Raw genomic sequence first — 15745 nt, forward strand, 5'->3', positions numbered from 1 at the left:
CTGTTCATCCAATCATGAGAAAATACCATTTTCATTCATGATGACGGGTCGGTAGGTGTGGGGCAACCGTCACTGAGCGATTCCCGGGAACCGTCATGAGTCAAGCCGACACCAACCGTTACGCGCATGGGACGGCGAACGTTCTGCGCCTCGCCACCGCGCAGGCCCTGGCCGGCGCCAACGCGGTGGTCGTCTATGCGACGGGTGCCATTGTCGGGAACACGCTGGCGCCGAGCCCGGCGCTGGCCACGCTGCCGCTCTCGATCTTTGTCGTGGGAATGGCGATCTGCACCATTCCCGCCGGGGCGATCGCCCGGCGGCATGGGCGGCGGGCCGCCTTTCTGGCGGGGACCGGCTGCGGCGTGCTCGTCGGGCTGCTCTCCGCCCTGGCGGTGGTTCTGGGGAGTTTCTGGCTGTTTTGCGCGGCGATGATTCCCGGCGGCGCCTACGCCGCCGTGGTCCTGTCCTTCCGCTTCGCCGCCACCGATTGCGTCGAACCGGAGCGGCGGCCGAGGGCCATGTCCGCCGTGATGGCGGGCGGCGTGTTCGCCGGTGTCATCGGGCCGCAGCTCGTCACCGTCACGATGGATGTCTGGCCGCCGTATCTGTTCCTGGCGACTTTCATCGCCCAGGCCGCCGTGGCGGCGGTGTCCGCCCTGGTGCTCGTCGGGGTTCGGCTGCCGATGCCGACCGCGGCGGAGTCAGCCGGGGGGCGGCCGCTCGGCGTCATCGCGCGCCAGCCGCGATTCCTCACCGCCGTGCTGTGCGGAGTCGTCTCCTATCTTCTGATGAACTTCATCATGACGGCGGCGCCACTGGCGATGCGGCTGTGCGGCCTGTCGCAGGAGGTGTCCAACCTCGGGCTGCAATGGCACGTGATCGCCATGTACGCCCCGAGCTTCGTCACCGGGCGGCTGGTCGAGCGCTTCGGCGCGCCCCGCATGGTGTTCGCCGGCCTGGGCCTGATCGCCGCCTCGGCCGTGGTGGGGCTGGGGGGCATCGACGTGGCGCATTTCTGGGTCAGTCTGATCCTTCTGGGAGTCGGCTGGAACTTCGGCTTCCTCGGGGCCTCCGCGCTCGTTCTGGAGTGCCACCGCCCGGAGGAGAAGACCCAGGTGCAGTCGCTCAACGACTTCATCGTGTTCGGAACGATGGCCCTGGGGTCCTTCGCGTCGGGCGGGCTGCTGGCGATGTTCGGCTGGGACACGGTGCTGTGGGTGTCCTTCGTGCCGCTGGCGGCGGCCATCGCGGCGCTCGCCGTCACCGCCTCGTCCCGCGCCGCCTCCGCCACCGCCTGACGCCGGTCCGCGCGTCATCCTGCGAAAACGCCATCAAGCCCCGCCTTCAAGGCGGGGTTGACCCTCCCGGCCGTCCGGCTTTCGAAAGCCCGAAAAATTTTTGGATGAAAAGCGCAACGCGCCAAAAGTTCGTGTTGCCAACAATCATGTCTCTGGCATACCATATGCCGTATCTGGAGCGCCACGAACGCAGGGACGGCGTGACCGGCTCTCCAGCGCACCATTGAACCATGACTCACATCGGCACGGAACAAGGCCGCCCATGGCGCGGCGACGCGGACGCTTGCTCAGGCGCCGCCTCGTCCGCCCGAGGGGACCCTCATGCCCGGTATCAAAGCGTCGCAATCCCACGGGAGGGAATGATGGTTGGATCGACAGAATCCCAGAGGCCAGCGTTTAACAGTTCCGGCGGCTCTCAGGCGCCCATTTCCGACGGCGCGCGTTGGATGCAGATCGTCGTCGGCATCGTCTGCATGGTGGCCGCGGCCAACATCCAGTATGCCTGGACGCTCTTCGTGCCGGAAATCCAGGCCACCCATGGCTGGACCCGCGCTTCGATCCAGACCGCCTTCACCGTCTTCGTCGTCGTCCAGACCTGGCTGACCCCCATCGAAGGCTACTTCATCGACCGCTACGGCCCCCGCGCCATCGTCGCCTTCGGCGGCGTGATGACCGGCCTCTCCTGGATCATCGACAGCTACGCCGGCTCGCTCGGCATGCTCTATGTCGGTTCGGCCATCGGCGGCATCGGCGTCGGCTGCGTCTACGCCACCTGCGTCAACAGCGCCCTGAAGTGGTTCCCGGACAAGCGCGGCCTTGCCGTCGGCCTGACCGCGGGCGGCTACGGCGCCGGCTCGGCCGTGACGATCCTGCCGATCGCCAACATGATCCACTCCTCGGGCTATCAGGCGACCTTCTTCTGGTTCGGCCTGCTGCAGGGCACGATCATCCTCATCGCCGCCTTCTTCCTGCGCGCCCCGCAGAAGGATCAGGTGAAGGCCTCGACCAAGGTCCTGCAGTCCCGCCGCGACTACACGCTGAAGGAAGCGCTGCAGACGCCGGTCTTCTGGGTCATGATGGTCATGTTCATCTGCACCGTGTCCGGCGGTCTGATGGCGGTGGCCCAGCTCGGCGTGATCGCCCACGATCTGGGCGTGAAGGAAGCCCCGATCAGCCTGTTCGGCATCACCATGGCGGCTCTGCCCTTCGCGCTGATGCTCGACCGCGTGATGAACGGCATCTCCCGTCCGCTGTTCGGCTTCGTCTCCGACCACATCGGCCGTGAAGCGACGATGTTCATCGCCTTCACCTTCGAAGGCCTCGGCATCCTGATGCTCAGCCGCTTCGGCCACGACCCGATCATGTTCCTGATCCTGTCGGGTCTGGTGTTCCTGGCCTGGGGCGAAGTGTACAGCCTGTTCAGCGCCACCTCGGCGGACACCTTCGGCACCAAGCATGCGGCGAAGATCTACGGCGTGCTCTACTGCGCCAAGGGCGTCGCGGCCCTGCTGGTCCCGCTGGGCAACCTGCTGATGGAAGCCACCGGCACCTGGGCGACCGTGCTCTACATCTGCGCCACCATGGACCTCATCGCGGCCTTCTGCGCCATCGCCGTCCTGCGGCCCATGCTGCGCAAGCACCACGCCCGAAACGCCGAACTCGCCGCCCAGCAGGGTGCGGGTGGGCTGGCGGTGCAACCCGGCCACTGATCGGTCCGCGAAGCTTTAGGTTTCGCATCCCGGATGACGTTATCGTCGATGACGGCCGCCGCGCGCACCCCGCGCGGCGGCCTTCTTTCATTCCAGGAAGAAGGGGCGGTTGTGGCCCTCGCCGGACTGGTTGAAGCGGTCCGACGACCAGAGGCCGTCCGGCTGCTCGTCCTGAGGATCGGAGTTCCACTCGTCGTCCTCCCGCATCAGCAGGGTCAGGCCGTGGCCCATCAGGCCGGCCAGGGCGACGAAGGCGATCATCTGTGATTCGAGCATGGGACGGGCTCCGGGCACTCGGGAGGGGGCTTTGTTTTTTGTTGTGATGCAGCATAGCGGCCCGGCTCAGGCTGCGCAATAGGATTTTGTATACCAGATAATGGATACCAGAACCGCGCCAATTGCATTGGCCAATTGATTTGGTGGTGCGGGATTCGCCGTGAATCGCGTTGACGTGGGCAGGGCGGATGGTTCAGCATGGCGACGTTCCAAGGGGAGCCCCATAGCACGGGGCTGAGATGATGCCGTAAGGCGCCGAACCCTTTGAACCTGATCCGGGTCGTACCGGCGTAGGGACAGGAACAAACGGGCCATCGTCACGCGCACTCCCTCCAGGGGACCGCTCCGGTCGTCCGTTCTGCCGCTCCGTCACACCCGGGTCTCCAACGATCCTATGTGCGATGGAGATCCACAGCAGATGCCTGACTCACTTCCCCCCGCTTCCCAAAAGGCCGCGCCGTCCGACCACTTCTCGGTGACGACCGGCCCGCTGCCGTCGTCCAGCAAGGTCCATGTGGCGGGGGAGCGCTTCCCCGACCTGCGCGTGGCCATGCGCGACATCCATGTGGGCGGCGGCGAGCCGCCGGTGCGCGTCTACGACACCTCCGGTCCCTACAGCGATCCCGCCGTGCGGACCGACATCCGCCGCGGGTTGGCGGAGCTGCGGCGTTCCTGGATCGAGGCGCGCGGCGACGTCGAGGCCTATGAGGGCCGCGAGGTCCGTCCGGAGGACGACGGGCTGCGCGCCGGCGAGACGCGCGCCGTGCCCGTCTTCGACCGCGCCGGGCGCCGCCCGCTGCGCGGCAAGCCGGGCCGGGCGGTCACGCAGATGGCCTACGCCCGCGCCGGCATCGTCACGCCGGAGATGGAGTACATCGCCGTCCGCGAGAATCTGGGCCGCCAGAGGCTGGCCGAGGCGGCGGCGCGGGACGGCGACGACTTCGGCGCCTCCATCCCCGACCATGTGACCCCGGAGTTCGTCCGCGACGAGGTGGCGCGCGGGCGGGCGATCATCCCGGCCAACATCAACCACCCCGAGTCGGAGCCGATGATCATCGGCCGCAACTTCCTCACCAAGATCAACGCGAACATCGGCAACTCCGCCGTCGCGTCGTCGGTGGGGGAGGAGGTCGACAAGATGGTCTGGTCGATCCGCTGGGGCGCCGACACCGTGATGGACCTGTCCACCGGCCGCAACATCCACACCACCCGCGAATGGATCCTGCGCAACAGCCCGGTCCCCATCGGCACCGTGCCGATCTATCAGGCGCTGGAGAAGGTCGGCGGCAAGGCCGAGGACCTGACCTGGGAGATCTTCCGCGACACGCTGATCGAGCAGGCGGAGCAGGGGGTGGACTATTTCACCATCCACGCCGGCATCCGTCTGGCGCACATCCCGCTGACCGCGAAGCGCACCACCGGCATCGTGTCGCGCGGCGGCTCGATCATGGCGAAATGGTGCCTGTCGCATCACCGCGAGAGCTTCCTCTACGAACGGTTCGAGGAGATCTGCGAGATCATGAAGGCGTACGACGTCGCCTTCTCGCTGGGTGACGGGCTGCGCCCCGGTTCCATCGCCGACGCCAACGACGCCGCCCAGTTCGCCGAGCTGGAGACGCTGGGCGAGCTGACCAAGATCGCCTGGAAGCATGACGTTCAGGTGATGATCGAGGGGCCGGGCCATGTGCCCATGCACAAGATCAAGGCCAACGTCGACAAGCAGCTGGCCCTGTGCGGCGAGGCCCCCTTCTACACGCTCGGGCCGCTGACCACGGATATCGCGCCGGGCTACGACCACATCACCAGCGCCATCGGCGCCGCCATGATCGGCTGGTTCGGCACGGCGATGCTCTGCTACGTCACGCCGAAGGAGCATCTGGGGCTGCCGGACCGCGACGACGTCAAGGTGGGCGTGGTCACCTACAAGATCGCCGCCCACGCCGCCGACCTCGCCAAGGGTCACCCCGGCGCGCAGGAGCGGGACGACGCCCTGTCGCGCGCCCGCTTCGAGTTCCGCTGGCGCGACCAGTTCCACCTGTCGCTCGATCCGGAGACGGCGGAGCGCTTCCACGACCAGACCCTGCCGGCGGAAGGGGCGAAGGTCGCGCATTTCTGTTCGATGTGCGGGCCGAAGTTCTGCTCGATGAAGATCACGCAGGAGGTGCGGGAGTACGCCAACTCCGGCATGGCCGAGATGTCGGAGAGCTTCCGTGTCAAGGGCGGGGAGATCTATCTGGAGGAGGGGCAGGCGGCCAAGTAGCGCCCGAATCGAAAAGGGGACGCCCTCGCGGGCGCCCCCTCGCTTCGGCTCCTTCCCCAGGCGGGGGGAGGGGAAGAGAGCGTCAGGGCGTGGCCGTTGCGCTTCGGCCGCCCGGCGCGCCGTGCGACTCGGCGGCCATGCGGCTGCGCATCGGGCGCAGGACGAACAGCGCCAGCACGGCGGCCAGCGCGTTGACCGCGGCGGCCAGCAGGAAGACCGCGTGCCAGCTTCCCGTGGCGTCGGCGATGATGTTGGCGAAGGGGATCAGCAGCGCCGCCGTGCCCTTGGCGGTGTAGAGCAGCCCGGCGTTGCTGGCGGCGAACTTCGACCCGAAGGTGTCGGCGCAACAGGCCGGGAACAGGCTGTAGATCTCGCCCCAGGCGAAGAAGACCAGACCGGTCAGCAGAACGAAGGCCACCGGGTCGCGGCCGTAGAGGCTGAGCGCGACGATGCCCACCGCCTCGATGGCGAAGGCGATGAACATGGTGTTCTCGCGCCCGATGTGGTCGGACACCCAGCCGAAGAAGGGGCGGGTCAGCCCGTTCAGCACCCGGTCGATGGACAGGGCGAAGGTCAGGGCGGGCAGGGTGAGGCCGAGGATGCTGACCGGCGCGTGGGCCAGCCCGAAATCCTGGGCGATCGGGCCGAGCTGCGCCGTCGCCATCAGCCCGCCGCCGGCCACCATCACGAACATGGCGTACATGACCCAGAAGACCGGGGTGCGGACCATCTGGCTCGGCGTGTATTGCCGCTGCGCGGGCGGGGCGGCGAAGCCGCCGCGGGCGAGGGAGGCGGAGGGCGGGGCGACCAGCAGCCAGGCGAGCGCGAAGACGACCAGCCCCTGGCCCAGCCCGAAGGCCATGAAGGTCGCCTCGTAGCCCGAGGTCTCGATCATCGTGGCGATGGGCACCACCGTCAGGGCGGAACCGGCTCCGAAGCCCGCCGCGGTGATGCCGGCGGCCAGACCGCGCCGGTCGGGGAACCATTTCAGCGCGTTGCCCACGCAGGTGCCGTAGACGGCGCCCGCCCCGATGCCGCCGATGGCCGCCGCCACGTAGAGCACGAGAAGAGAATCCGCCACCGCGTTCAGCGCCCAGGAGGCGGCGCAGAGCACCGAGCCGAACAGCACGACGATCCGCGGGCCGAAGCGGTCCACGAACCAGCCCTCGACGGGCACCAGCCATGTTTCGGTGACGATGAAGATGGTGAAGGCCACCTGGATGGCCGCACGGCCCCAGCCATGCTTGTCGTCGATGGGTTCGACGAAGAGGGTCCACCCGTACTGGAGATTGGCGATCATCGACATGCAGATGACGCCGGCAAGCAACTGCATCCAACGCCCGCCGACAGGCAGGGCGCTCCGCGCACCGGTTTGGCGCATATGGTTCCTCCCGGATGGGTCCGCTATCTCGTTCTTGTCCTGGCGCGCGCGGGGTGCGTTCGGTGCCCGACCGCTTCGCTTTATCCTTCGAACGGGGCAATCCGGTTGCATGCCGTTGGCATGCCAGACGCCAAATTCGTGATGCCTTGACGATGAGTGTGGCGGATAATCCGTGGAGACAGCAACAAATTTTCGTGAGCGGGCGCCGCTCTGGCCGTAAGTGATATATCAAATCGGCCGGCGACGCCTCACCGCTTACACGACCAGAACGGCCCGGAAGTCGTTGACGTTGGTCAGCGTCGGCCCGGTCACCAGCAGGTCGCCGAGCGCGCTGAAGAAGCTGTAGCCGTCGTTGTCGGCCAGCCTCTCCTTGGCGTTGACGCCGGCCTCGGCGGCGCGGGCCAGCGTGTCGGGGGCGAGCAGGGCGCCGGCGTTGTCCTCCGTCCCGTCGATGCCGTCGGTGTCGGCGGCCAGGGCGTGCACCCCCTTTATTCCGTCCAGCGCCACGGTCAGCGCCAGCAGGAACTCGGCGTTGCGCCCGCCGCGGCCCTTGCCGCGCACGGTCACCGTGGTCTCGCCGCCCGACAGCAGAACGCAGGGCTTGGCCGCCGGCTGGTCGTGCTCGACGATCTGGCGGGCGATGCCGGCATGGACGAGCGCCACCTCGCGCGACTCGCCCTCCAGCGCGTTGCCGAGGATGACCGGGGTGACGCCGGCCTTGCGGGCGACCTCCGCCGCGCGCTCCAGCGCCATCTGCGGGGTGGCGACCAGGATGGTGCTGACGCGCTCCAGCCGCGGGTCGCCGGGCTTCGGGCTCTCGTCGCGGCCGGCCAGCAGATGGTCCATGACCGGCTGCGGCGGGGTGATGCCGTACTTCTCCAGAACGGCCAGCGCGTCGGCGTAGCTGGTCGGGTCCGGCACGGTGGGGCCGGAGGCGATCACCGACAGGTCGTCGCCCGGCACGTCGGAGATGACCAGCGAGACCACCCGCGCCTTGGTCGCCGCGGCCAGCCGCCCGCCCTTGATGGCGGACAGGTGCTTGCGGACGCAGTTCATCTCGGTGATGTTCGCGCCGGAGCGGAGCAGCGCCTTGGACACCGCCTGCTTGTCGGCCATGGAGATGCCCGGAGCGGGCAGGGCGAGCAGGGCGGAGCCGCCGCCGGAGATCAGGCAGAGCATCAGGTCGTCGGGGCCGAGCGAGGCGGCGATGTCGAGGATGCGCCTTGCCGCCTGTTGGCCCGCCTCGTCGGGGACGGGGTGCGACGCCTCGACCACCTCGATCCGCTCGCAGGGCACGTTGTGGCCGTAGCGGGTGACGACCAGACCGGACAGCGGACCCTTCCAGTGATCCTCCACCGCCTTCGCCATGGAAGCCGCGGCCTTGCCGGCACCGACGACGACCGTGCGGCCCTTCGGCGGTTCCGGAAGATGCGGCGGCACGCACAGCGCCGGCTGCGCCGAGGCGACGGCGGCGCGGAACATGTCGGTCAGGAGCGCGCGGGGATCGGTGGTCGTCATGGTCTGGTTCTGTCCCTTCCCTGAGCCGCGCCGTTCGCCGGCGCCGGTCCTCATGTGCTGGGAATGCTAACGGATTTGGCGCGGCGGGCAATGGGGAGGGCGTCTTTCCCTCTCCCGTCCCGGGAGAGGGTGGCCCGAAGGGCCGGGTGAGGGTCGTGCGAGGATTGATCGCTGATCCTTGGTGGCACCCTCACCCTCCCATGCTGCGCATGGGCCCCTCCCTCTCCCGGGGCGGGAGAGGGAATGTCAGGCACCCTCACTCCGCGGGTTCGGTCACGCGGTGGTTCTGGCCGATCTCGTGGTTGGCGAGCAGCTCCAGCGCGCGGACCATGCCGGAATGGTCCCACGCCTTGCCGCCCTGGGCGGCGCAGGCGTTGAACAGCTCCTGGCAGGTCGCCGTGTTGGGCAGCGACACGCCGAGCGCGCGGGCGCCGGACAGGGCGAGGTTCAGGTCCTTCTGGTGCAGCTCGATGCGGAAGCCCGGATCGAAGGTGCGCTTGACCATGCGCTCGCCATGGACCTCGAGGATGCGCGAGGAGGCGAAGCCGCCCATCAGGGCCTGACGGACCTTCGCCGGGTCGGCGCCGGCCTTGGACGCGAAGAGCAGGGCCTCGCCCACCGCCTCGATGGTCAGGGCGACGACGATCTGGTTGGCGACCTTTGTCGTCTGGCCGTCGCCGTTGCCGCCGACCAGCGTGATGTTCTTGCCCATCTTCTCGAACAGCGGCTTCACCGTCTCGAAGGCCTTCTCCGGCCCGCCGACCATGATGGTCAGCGAGGCGGCCTTGGCGCCGACCTCGCCGCCGGACACCGGGGCGTCGAGGTAGTCGCAGCCCAGCTCGTTGATGCGCTGGGCGAAGGCCTTGGTCTCGATCGGGGAGATCGAGGACATGTCCACGACGATCTTCCCGGCGGACAGCCCCTCGGCGACGCCGTTCGGGCCGAACAGGGCGGCCTGCACATGGGGGGTGTCGGGGACCATCGTGAAGACGATGTCGGCCTTCTGAGCCACCTCGCGGCTGGAGCCGCAGGCCGTGGCACCCTTGGCCAGCAGGTCTTCCGGGGCCGGGTTGATGTCGTAGACGAACAGGGTGTGGCCGGCGTCGGCCAGATGACCGGCCATGGGGCGGCCCATGATGCCGAGACCGATGAATCCAACGTTCATGGCTGTGTCCTCAAATCTTCTGTGTTCGGGCGGTCGAAACAGGGTGCGCGATCAGGCGGCCCCCCCTCAGGCGATGGCCATCAGGCGGCGACGGTCTCGCCGGGGGTGGCGGCGCGCATCCAGCCCAGCCCTTCGCTGGTCCCCTTGGCCGGCTTGTACTCGCAGCCGACCCAGCCGTCGTAGCCGATCCGGTCGAGCGCCGCGAAGACGAAGGGGTAGTTGATCTCGCCGGTGCCCGGCTCGTTGCGGCCCGGATTGTCGGCGATCTGGACATGCGCGATCTTCGGCAGCAGGCGCTGGATGGTCGGGACGAGATCGCCCTCCATGATCTGCATGTGATAGACGTCGTACTGGATGAAGAGGTTGTCGGAGCCGACGGCCTCCAGGATCCGTTCCGCCTGCGCGGTGTTGGTCAGGTGGAAGCCCGGAATGTCGCGGGTGTTGATCGGCTCGACCAGGAAGCGGATGCCGGCCTGCTTCAGCGCCTTGGCGGCGAAGGACAGGTTGTCCACGAAGGTGCGCTCCAGCGCGTCCGCCGCCACGCCCGCCGGGGCCTTGCCGGCGAGGCAGTTGATCTGCTTGCAGCCCAGCGCTGTGGCGTACTCGATGGCGCGGCCCACCCCGTCCTGGAACTCGCCCACGCGGTCCGGCAGGACGGCGATGCCGCGCTCGCCCGCGTCCCAATCGCCCGCCGGCAGGTTGTGCAGGACCTGGGTCAGCCGGTTGGCGGCCAGCCGCTCGGCCAGCGCGTCCTTCTCGAAGGCGTAGGGGAACAGATACTCGACGCCGGTGAAGCCGTCCTTCGCCGCCGCGGCGAAGCGGTCGAGGAAGGGCAACTCGTTGTAGAGCATCGTCAGGTTGGCGGCGAACTTGGGCATGTCTCTCTCCCGGATGTTCGTTTCGGGCCGGATGTTCGTTACAGGCTTGGCCGGTTGGCGGTCAGGATCGGAGGGCGACGAAGGGGGCGTCAATGCGACGGCCGCCTTTTTTCACCCTGCGGAACCGTGGAACTGGTTGGGCCGCTTGCCCCCACCCTGACCCTCCCCCGCTGGGCGGGGGAGGGGATTGGGGCGCGCGGTGCGCCGATCAGACCCGCACCAGCTCCGGCTCGTCCGCGGGCACGTCCAGCACGTCCTCGAACTCGGTGATGTTGTTGATCTCCGTGCCCATGGCGATGTTGGTGACGCGCTCCAGGATGACCTCGACGACCACCGGGACCTGGAACTCGTCCATCCACTGCTGCGCCTGCGCGAAGGCGGATTGCAGGTTGTCCGGGTCGGTGACGCGGATGGCCTTGCAGCCCAGACCCTCGGCCACCGCGACGTGGTCCACGCCGTAGACGCCGATCTCCGGGGCGTTGATGTTCTCGAAGGAGAGCTGGACCTGGAAGTCCATCTGGAAGGCGCGCTGCGCCTGCCGGATCAGCCCGAGATAGCTGTTGTTCACCAGCACGTGGATGTAGGGCAGCTTGAATTGCGCGCCCACCGCCAGCTCCTCGATCAGGAACTGGAAGTCGTAGTCGCCGGACAGAGCGACGATCTTGCGCTTCGGGTCGGCCACCCGAACGCCGAGCGCCGCCGGCAGGGTCCAGCCGAGCGGACCGGCCTGACCGCAGTTGATCCAATGGCGCGGCTTGTAGACGTGCAGGAACTGCGCGCCGGCGATCTGCGACAGGCCGATGGTCGAGACGTAGCAGACGTCCTCGCCGAAGGCGGTGTTCATCTCCTGATAGACGCGTTGCGGCTTGATCGGCACGTTGGCGAAGTCCGACCTGCGCAGCATGGAGCGCTTGCGGACCTGGCAGGTCTTCACCCACTCCGACCAGTCGCGCAGCTTGCCGGCGGCCTTCCATTCCTTCGCCACCTCGATGAAGAGGTCGAGCGCGGCCCCGGCGTCGGACACGATGCCCAGGTCCGGCGCGAAGACGCGGCCGATCTGGGTCGGCTCGATGTCCACATGCACGAACTTGCGGCCCTTGGTGTAGACGTCGACCGAGCCGGTGTGGCGGTTGGCCCAGCGGTTGCCGATGCCCAGCACGAAGTCGGACGCCAGCATGGCGGCGTTGCCGTAGCGGTGGGCGGTCTGCAGACCGACCATGCCGGCCATCAGCGGATGGTCGTCCGGGATGGCGCCCCAGGCCATCAGGGTTGGGATGACCGGCAGGCCGGCGATCTCGGCGAACTCGACCAGACGGTCGCTGGCGTCGGCGTTGATGATGCCGCCGCCGGCCACCAGCAGCGGACGCTCCGCCGCGTTCAGCATGGCCAGCGCCTTCTCCACCTGGGCGCGGGTCGCCGCCGGCTTGTAGGTGGGCAGCGGCTCGTAGGAGTCAGGATCGAACTCGATCTCGGCCATCTGCACGTCGATCGGCAGGTCGAGCAGCACCGGGCCGGGCCGGCCGGAGCGCATCAGGTGGAAGGCCTGCTGGAAGGCGTAGGGGACCTGCCCCGGCTCCAGCACGGTGACCGCCCACTTGGCGACCGGCTTGGCGATGGACGGGATGTCCACGGCCTGGAAATCCTCTTTGTGCAGGCGGGCGCGCGGCGCCTGGCCGGTGATGCACAGGATCGGAATGGAGTCGGCGGAGGCCGAATAAAGGCCCGTGATCATGTCGGTGCCGGCGGGGCCGGAGGTGCCGATGCAGACGCCGATGTTGCCGGCCTTGGCGCGCGTGTAGCCTTCGGCCATATGCGACGCGCCTTCGACATGGCGCGCAAGAACGTGGCCGATGCGGCCGTTGCGTTGCAGCGCCGCGTAGAACGGATTGATGGCCGCTCCGGGGACGCCAAAGCAAACGGACACGCCTTCCTTTTCCAGGACATGCACCGCCGCTTCAATCGCCATCATCCTAGCCATGGCTTGGTCTCCTCCCTCGCGTAACGGGTCGCTGTTGCGTTGGATTGAGCTTTCATCAGCGGGGCGGCTATTGGCAAAGTGTTGGCGAATCCTTTCCGCGTGATGGAAATCGCGCCGAACGGGGCAGTCCTTCACGGCGCCGCGGACAATTATGCTGCACTTGCACAGTCCCGATGGCGCTGTCATCGTGAGCGGATGATGGCGATCCCAAGTCCCCGCCTCCTGGCGATCACCGACCGGCGGCAGGCGGCGCAGCCCCTGCCGGATCAGGCGGCGCGCCTGTTCGCCGGGGGGCTGCGATGGCTGTCGCTGCGCGAAAAGGATCTGGACGAGTCGCGGCAGATCGCCCTGGCGCATGCGCTGGTGGAGCGGGCGCGGCCCTGGGGGGCGCTGGTCACGCTGCACGGCGATCCGGATCTGGCGCTGGCCGCCGGGACGGACGGGGTGCATCTGCCGGAGGGCGCCGACGTGGCGGCGGCACGGCGGCGGCTCGGCCCCGGCGCGCTGGTCGGGCTGTCGGCCCACGACGCGGAGGGGATTCGGCGGGCCGCGGCGGGCGGGGCGGACTACGTCACCCTGTCGCCCGTCTTTCCGTCGCCGAGCAAGCCTGGCTACGGCCCGCCGCTCGGGACGGAGGGGCTGAGACGCTTGGCCGCGGAGGCGCCGCTGCCGGTCATCGCGCTCGGCGGCGTGGAGTCGGGCACTATCGGAGACTGTCTGGACGCGGGAGCCGCCGGAGTGGCGGTCATGGGCACGCTGATGCGGACGCCGGACAGCCTGTCCGGTCTGCTCAAGGCCTTGAAAGCTGGACACCCATAAGGACCGGGGCCGGGCGGAGCCGTCCTTTCCTTATCGTGGTTCTGGACTTTTCAGTCCGAAATGTGCATCTGGTATCTCATATACGAAAACGATGCGATGCCTTTCGCACGACCGGGCCGGCGCACAGTGGGGTGTTTCCGGACGGCCAGCATTGAGGAACGGTGCCGACCATGAACCCTCCGCCGATCAACGTCCAGCCGCTCGACACCGGAACGACCTTCCGCAGCCAAGCGTACCATGCGTTGAAGCAAGCCATCTCGCAAATGGACATTTACGACCATAACGACGAGATCCGGCTTGAGGAGCGGCAGCTCAGCGAGCTGCTGGGCGTCAGCCGGACGCCGATCCGCGAGGCGCTGACCCTGCTGGAGCAGGAGGGGTTCATCCGCCTCCAGCCGCGCCGGGGCATCTTCGTCATCCGCAAGACCAAGGCCGAGATCGTCGAGATGATCCAAGTCTGGGCGGCGCTGGAAAGCATGGCCGGGCGGATGGTCGCGACCCAGGCCACCGACGAGGACATCCGCACCCTGTGGGACCTCTTCCGCAACTTCGAGATGCGGAACCCCAAGGAGCATGTCAACGAATACTCCGACGCCAACATCGCCTTCCACAAGAGCATCATCCGGCTCAGCGGGTCCAAGCTGATCCAGGAGATGACCGACAACCTGTTCATCCACATCCGCGCCATCCGCAAGCTGACCATCGGCCAGGACAACCGGGCGGAGCGGTCGATCAACGACCACAAGGAAATCATCAAGGCCCTGGAACGCCGCGACGTCGATCAGGCCGAACACCTGATCCGCGACCACACGCTGGGTCTGGCGGCGCACGTCGAGAAGCATTGCGACTTCCTGGAGTAATGGTGCCCCGCCCCCGGTGAGGGGGAAGGGCACATCACGGGTGGTCAGGCCGGCTCGTGGAGCTGAGCGGTCGTCACGCTGTTCAGCCCGTTCGCGGTGATCGTGACCACGCGCAGGCTGTTGGTGGTGCCGGGCGTTCCGAAGGGAACGCCCGCCGTCACGATCAGCGACTGGCCGGGGGCGCCGATGCCCTCCTGGGCGGCGACGAGGCTCGCCCGCTCGACCATTTCCGCGAAATTCGCCACGTCGGCGGTCCACACCGGGTGCACGCCCCAGGCCAGCGACAGCAGGCGGGCGGTGCCGCGTTCGGCGCTGAGGCCGAGGATCGGCACGGTCGGCCGCTCGCGCGAGGCGCGCCGCGCGGTGGAGCCGGTGCTGGTGAAGGTGGCGATGCCGGCGGCCGAGATGGTTTCGGCGATCTGACGGGCCGCGGCGGACAGGGCGTCCGGGGTGGTCGCCTCCGGGCTCGGGTGCTCGGAGTCCATGATGCGGCGGTAGAGGGGGTCGCGCTCGACCCGGCGGATGATGCGGTCCATCATCGCCACGGCCTCCACCGGATGCTTGCCCGACGCGGACTCCGCCGACAGCATCACGGCGTCCGACCCGTCATAGACGGCGGTCGCCACGTCCGACGCCTCGGCGCGCGTCGGCGTCGGCTCGGTGATCATGGATTCCAGCATCTGGGTGGCGACGATCACCGGCTTGCCGGCGGCGCGGCTCAGGCGGATCATCCGCTTCTGCAGGCCGGGCACGTCCTCCGGCGGCAGCTCCACGCCGAGGTCGCCGCGGGCCACCATCACGGCGTCCGACAGGGCGATGATCTCCTCGAGTCGGGGCAGGGCGGCGGGCTTCTCCACCTTGGTCATGATGTGGGCGCGGTCGCCGATCAGGGCGCGCGCCTCCAGGATGTCCTCGGGCCGCTGCACGAAGCTGAGGCCGATCCAGTCCACGCCCAGCGTCAGGCCGAACTGCAGGTCGTTGCGGTCCTTCTCCGACAGGGCGCTGAGGGCCAGCGTGGTGCCGGGGACGTTCATGCCCTTGCGGTCGGACAGGGTGCCGCCGACCATGACCTCGGTCTCCGCGTGGTCGGGGCCGCAGCTCAGCACGCGCAGGCGCATGCGCCCGTCGTTCAGCAGAAGCTCGTGGCCCGGCTCCAGGCTGGCGAAGATCTCCGGATGGGGAACGCAGACGCGGCTGCGGTCGCCGGGGGTCGGGTCGAGGTCGAGGCGGAAGCGGTCGCCGCCGGCCAGGATCACCGCCACCTCCTTGAAGGTGCCGACGCGCAGCTTCGGGCCCTGAAGATCGAGAAGCACGCCGATGGGGCGCCCGACCGTCTCCTCGACCGCGCGGATCTGGCGGTAGCGTTCGGCGTGGTCGCGCTGCGTGCCATGGCTGGCGTTCAGGCGGAAGACATCCACGCCGGCCTCGGCGAGGGCGAAAATCTGGCTGTAGGTCGAGCTGGCCGGCCCCAGAGTGGCGACGATCTTGGTGCTGCGGTTGCGCTGCATGGCGCGGGCCTCCTGAGAGGGCGATGACGAGACGATGCGGTGCGGCTCGTGCGGTGACTGCGTGGGGTGCTGGGGCGATGCTGCGACTAGGGTGG

12 protein-coding genes and 1 riboswitch are annotated in these 15745 nt (G+C 68.4%); of the genes, 5 read left to right on the plus strand and 7 right to left on the minus strand.

Features of this window, described 5'->3' with window-relative positions:
• Positions 1 to 95: 95 nt before the first annotated feature.
• Both ABVN73_RS05160 and oxlT (ABVN73_RS05165) read left to right on the plus strand, forming a co-directional pair.
• On the plus strand, positions 96 to 1298 hold the full coding sequence (locus ABVN73_RS05160) for an MFS transporter (protein ID WP_353859211.1): 1203 nt from the start codon (positions 96 to 98) through the stop codon (positions 1296 to 1298).
• Between the two features lie 446 nt (positions 1299 to 1744).
• Positions 1745 to 3007, plus strand: coding sequence for an oxalate/formate MFS antiporter (gene oxlT / locus ABVN73_RS05165; RefSeq protein ID WP_353859212.1), 1263 nt, complete (start codon positions 1745 to 1747; stop codon positions 3005 to 3007).
• An 87-nt stretch (positions 3008 to 3094) separates the two neighbouring features.
• On the opposite strand, the gene ABVN73_RS05170 is transcribed toward oxlT (ABVN73_RS05165), so the two are convergent.
• On the minus strand, positions 3095 to 3283 hold the full coding sequence (locus ABVN73_RS05170) for a hypothetical protein (protein ID WP_145626533.1): 189 nt from the start codon (positions 3281 to 3283) through the stop codon (positions 3095 to 3097).
• Positions 3284 to 3485: 202 nt separating this feature from the next.
• A riboswitch (TPP riboswitch) is annotated at positions 3486 to 3598 on the plus strand.
• 103 nt (positions 3599 to 3701) lie between these two features.
• Between ABVN73_RS05170 and thiC the strand changes: the two genes are divergently transcribed.
• Complete coding sequence (gene thiC, locus ABVN73_RS05175) at positions 3702 to 5543, plus strand: phosphomethylpyrimidine synthase ThiC (RefSeq protein WP_353859213.1); 1842 nt, start codon at positions 3702 to 3704, stop codon at positions 5541 to 5543.
• A gap of 82 nt (positions 5544 to 5625) precedes the next feature.
• On the opposite strand, the gene oxlT (ABVN73_RS05180) is transcribed toward thiC, so the two are convergent.
• The 5 genes from oxlT (ABVN73_RS05180) to gcl form a co-directional block, all read right to left on the minus strand.
• Complete coding sequence (oxlT, locus tag ABVN73_RS05180; RefSeq protein WP_353859214.1) at positions 5626 to 6924, minus strand: oxalate/formate MFS antiporter; 1299 nt, start codon at positions 6922 to 6924, stop codon at positions 5626 to 5628.
• 255 nt (positions 6925 to 7179) lie between these two features.
• Positions 7180 to 8442 (minus strand): glycerate kinase, encoded by a 1263-nt coding sequence (locus ABVN73_RS05185; protein ID WP_353859215.1) that lies wholly within the window; start codon positions 8440 to 8442, stop codon positions 7180 to 7182.
• 256 nt (positions 8443 to 8698) lie between these two features.
• The gene (gene glxR, locus ABVN73_RS05190) at positions 8699 to 9607 is read right to left on the minus strand and encodes a 2-hydroxy-3-oxopropionate reductase (RefSeq protein ID WP_353859216.1); all 909 of its coding nucleotides are present in this window, start codon (positions 9605 to 9607) and stop codon (positions 8699 to 8701) included.
• Between the two features lie 80 nt (positions 9608 to 9687).
• Positions 9688 to 10485: a hydroxypyruvate isomerase gene (gene hyi / locus ABVN73_RS05195; RefSeq protein ID WP_353859217.1), complete on the minus strand. Its 798-nt coding sequence runs from the start codon at positions 10483 to 10485 to the stop codon at positions 9688 to 9690.
• A gap of 208 nt (positions 10486 to 10693) precedes the next feature.
• Complete coding sequence (gcl, locus tag ABVN73_RS05200) at positions 10694 to 12463, minus strand: glyoxylate carboligase (RefSeq protein ID WP_353859218.1); 1770 nt, start codon at positions 12461 to 12463, stop codon at positions 10694 to 10696.
• Between the two features lie 195 nt (positions 12464 to 12658).
• On the opposite strand from gcl, the gene ABVN73_RS05205 reads away from it, so the two are divergent.
• Both ABVN73_RS05205 and ABVN73_RS05210 read left to right on the plus strand, forming a co-directional pair.
• Positions 12659 to 13282, plus strand: coding sequence for a thiamine phosphate synthase (locus tag ABVN73_RS05205; protein ID WP_353859219.1), 624 nt, complete (start codon positions 12659 to 12661; stop codon positions 13280 to 13282).
• A gap of 170 nt (positions 13283 to 13452) precedes the next feature.
• Entirely contained in the window at positions 13453 to 14142 is a 690-nt protein-coding gene (locus ABVN73_RS05210; RefSeq protein WP_014240292.1) for a GntR family transcriptional regulator, read from the plus strand.
• A gap of 44 nt (positions 14143 to 14186) precedes the next feature.
• Here ABVN73_RS05210 and pyk read toward each other — a convergent pair whose 3' ends face one another.
• Entirely contained in the window at positions 14187 to 15650 is a 1464-nt protein-coding gene (gene pyk, locus ABVN73_RS05215; RefSeq protein WP_353859220.1) for a pyruvate kinase, read from the minus strand.
• Positions 15651 to 15745: the final 95 nt, after the last annotated feature.

This window comes from Azospirillum formosense (assembly GCF_040500525.1).
Classification (GTDB): Bacteria; Pseudomonadota; Alphaproteobacteria; order Azospirillales; family Azospirillaceae; genus Azospirillum; species Azospirillum formosense_A.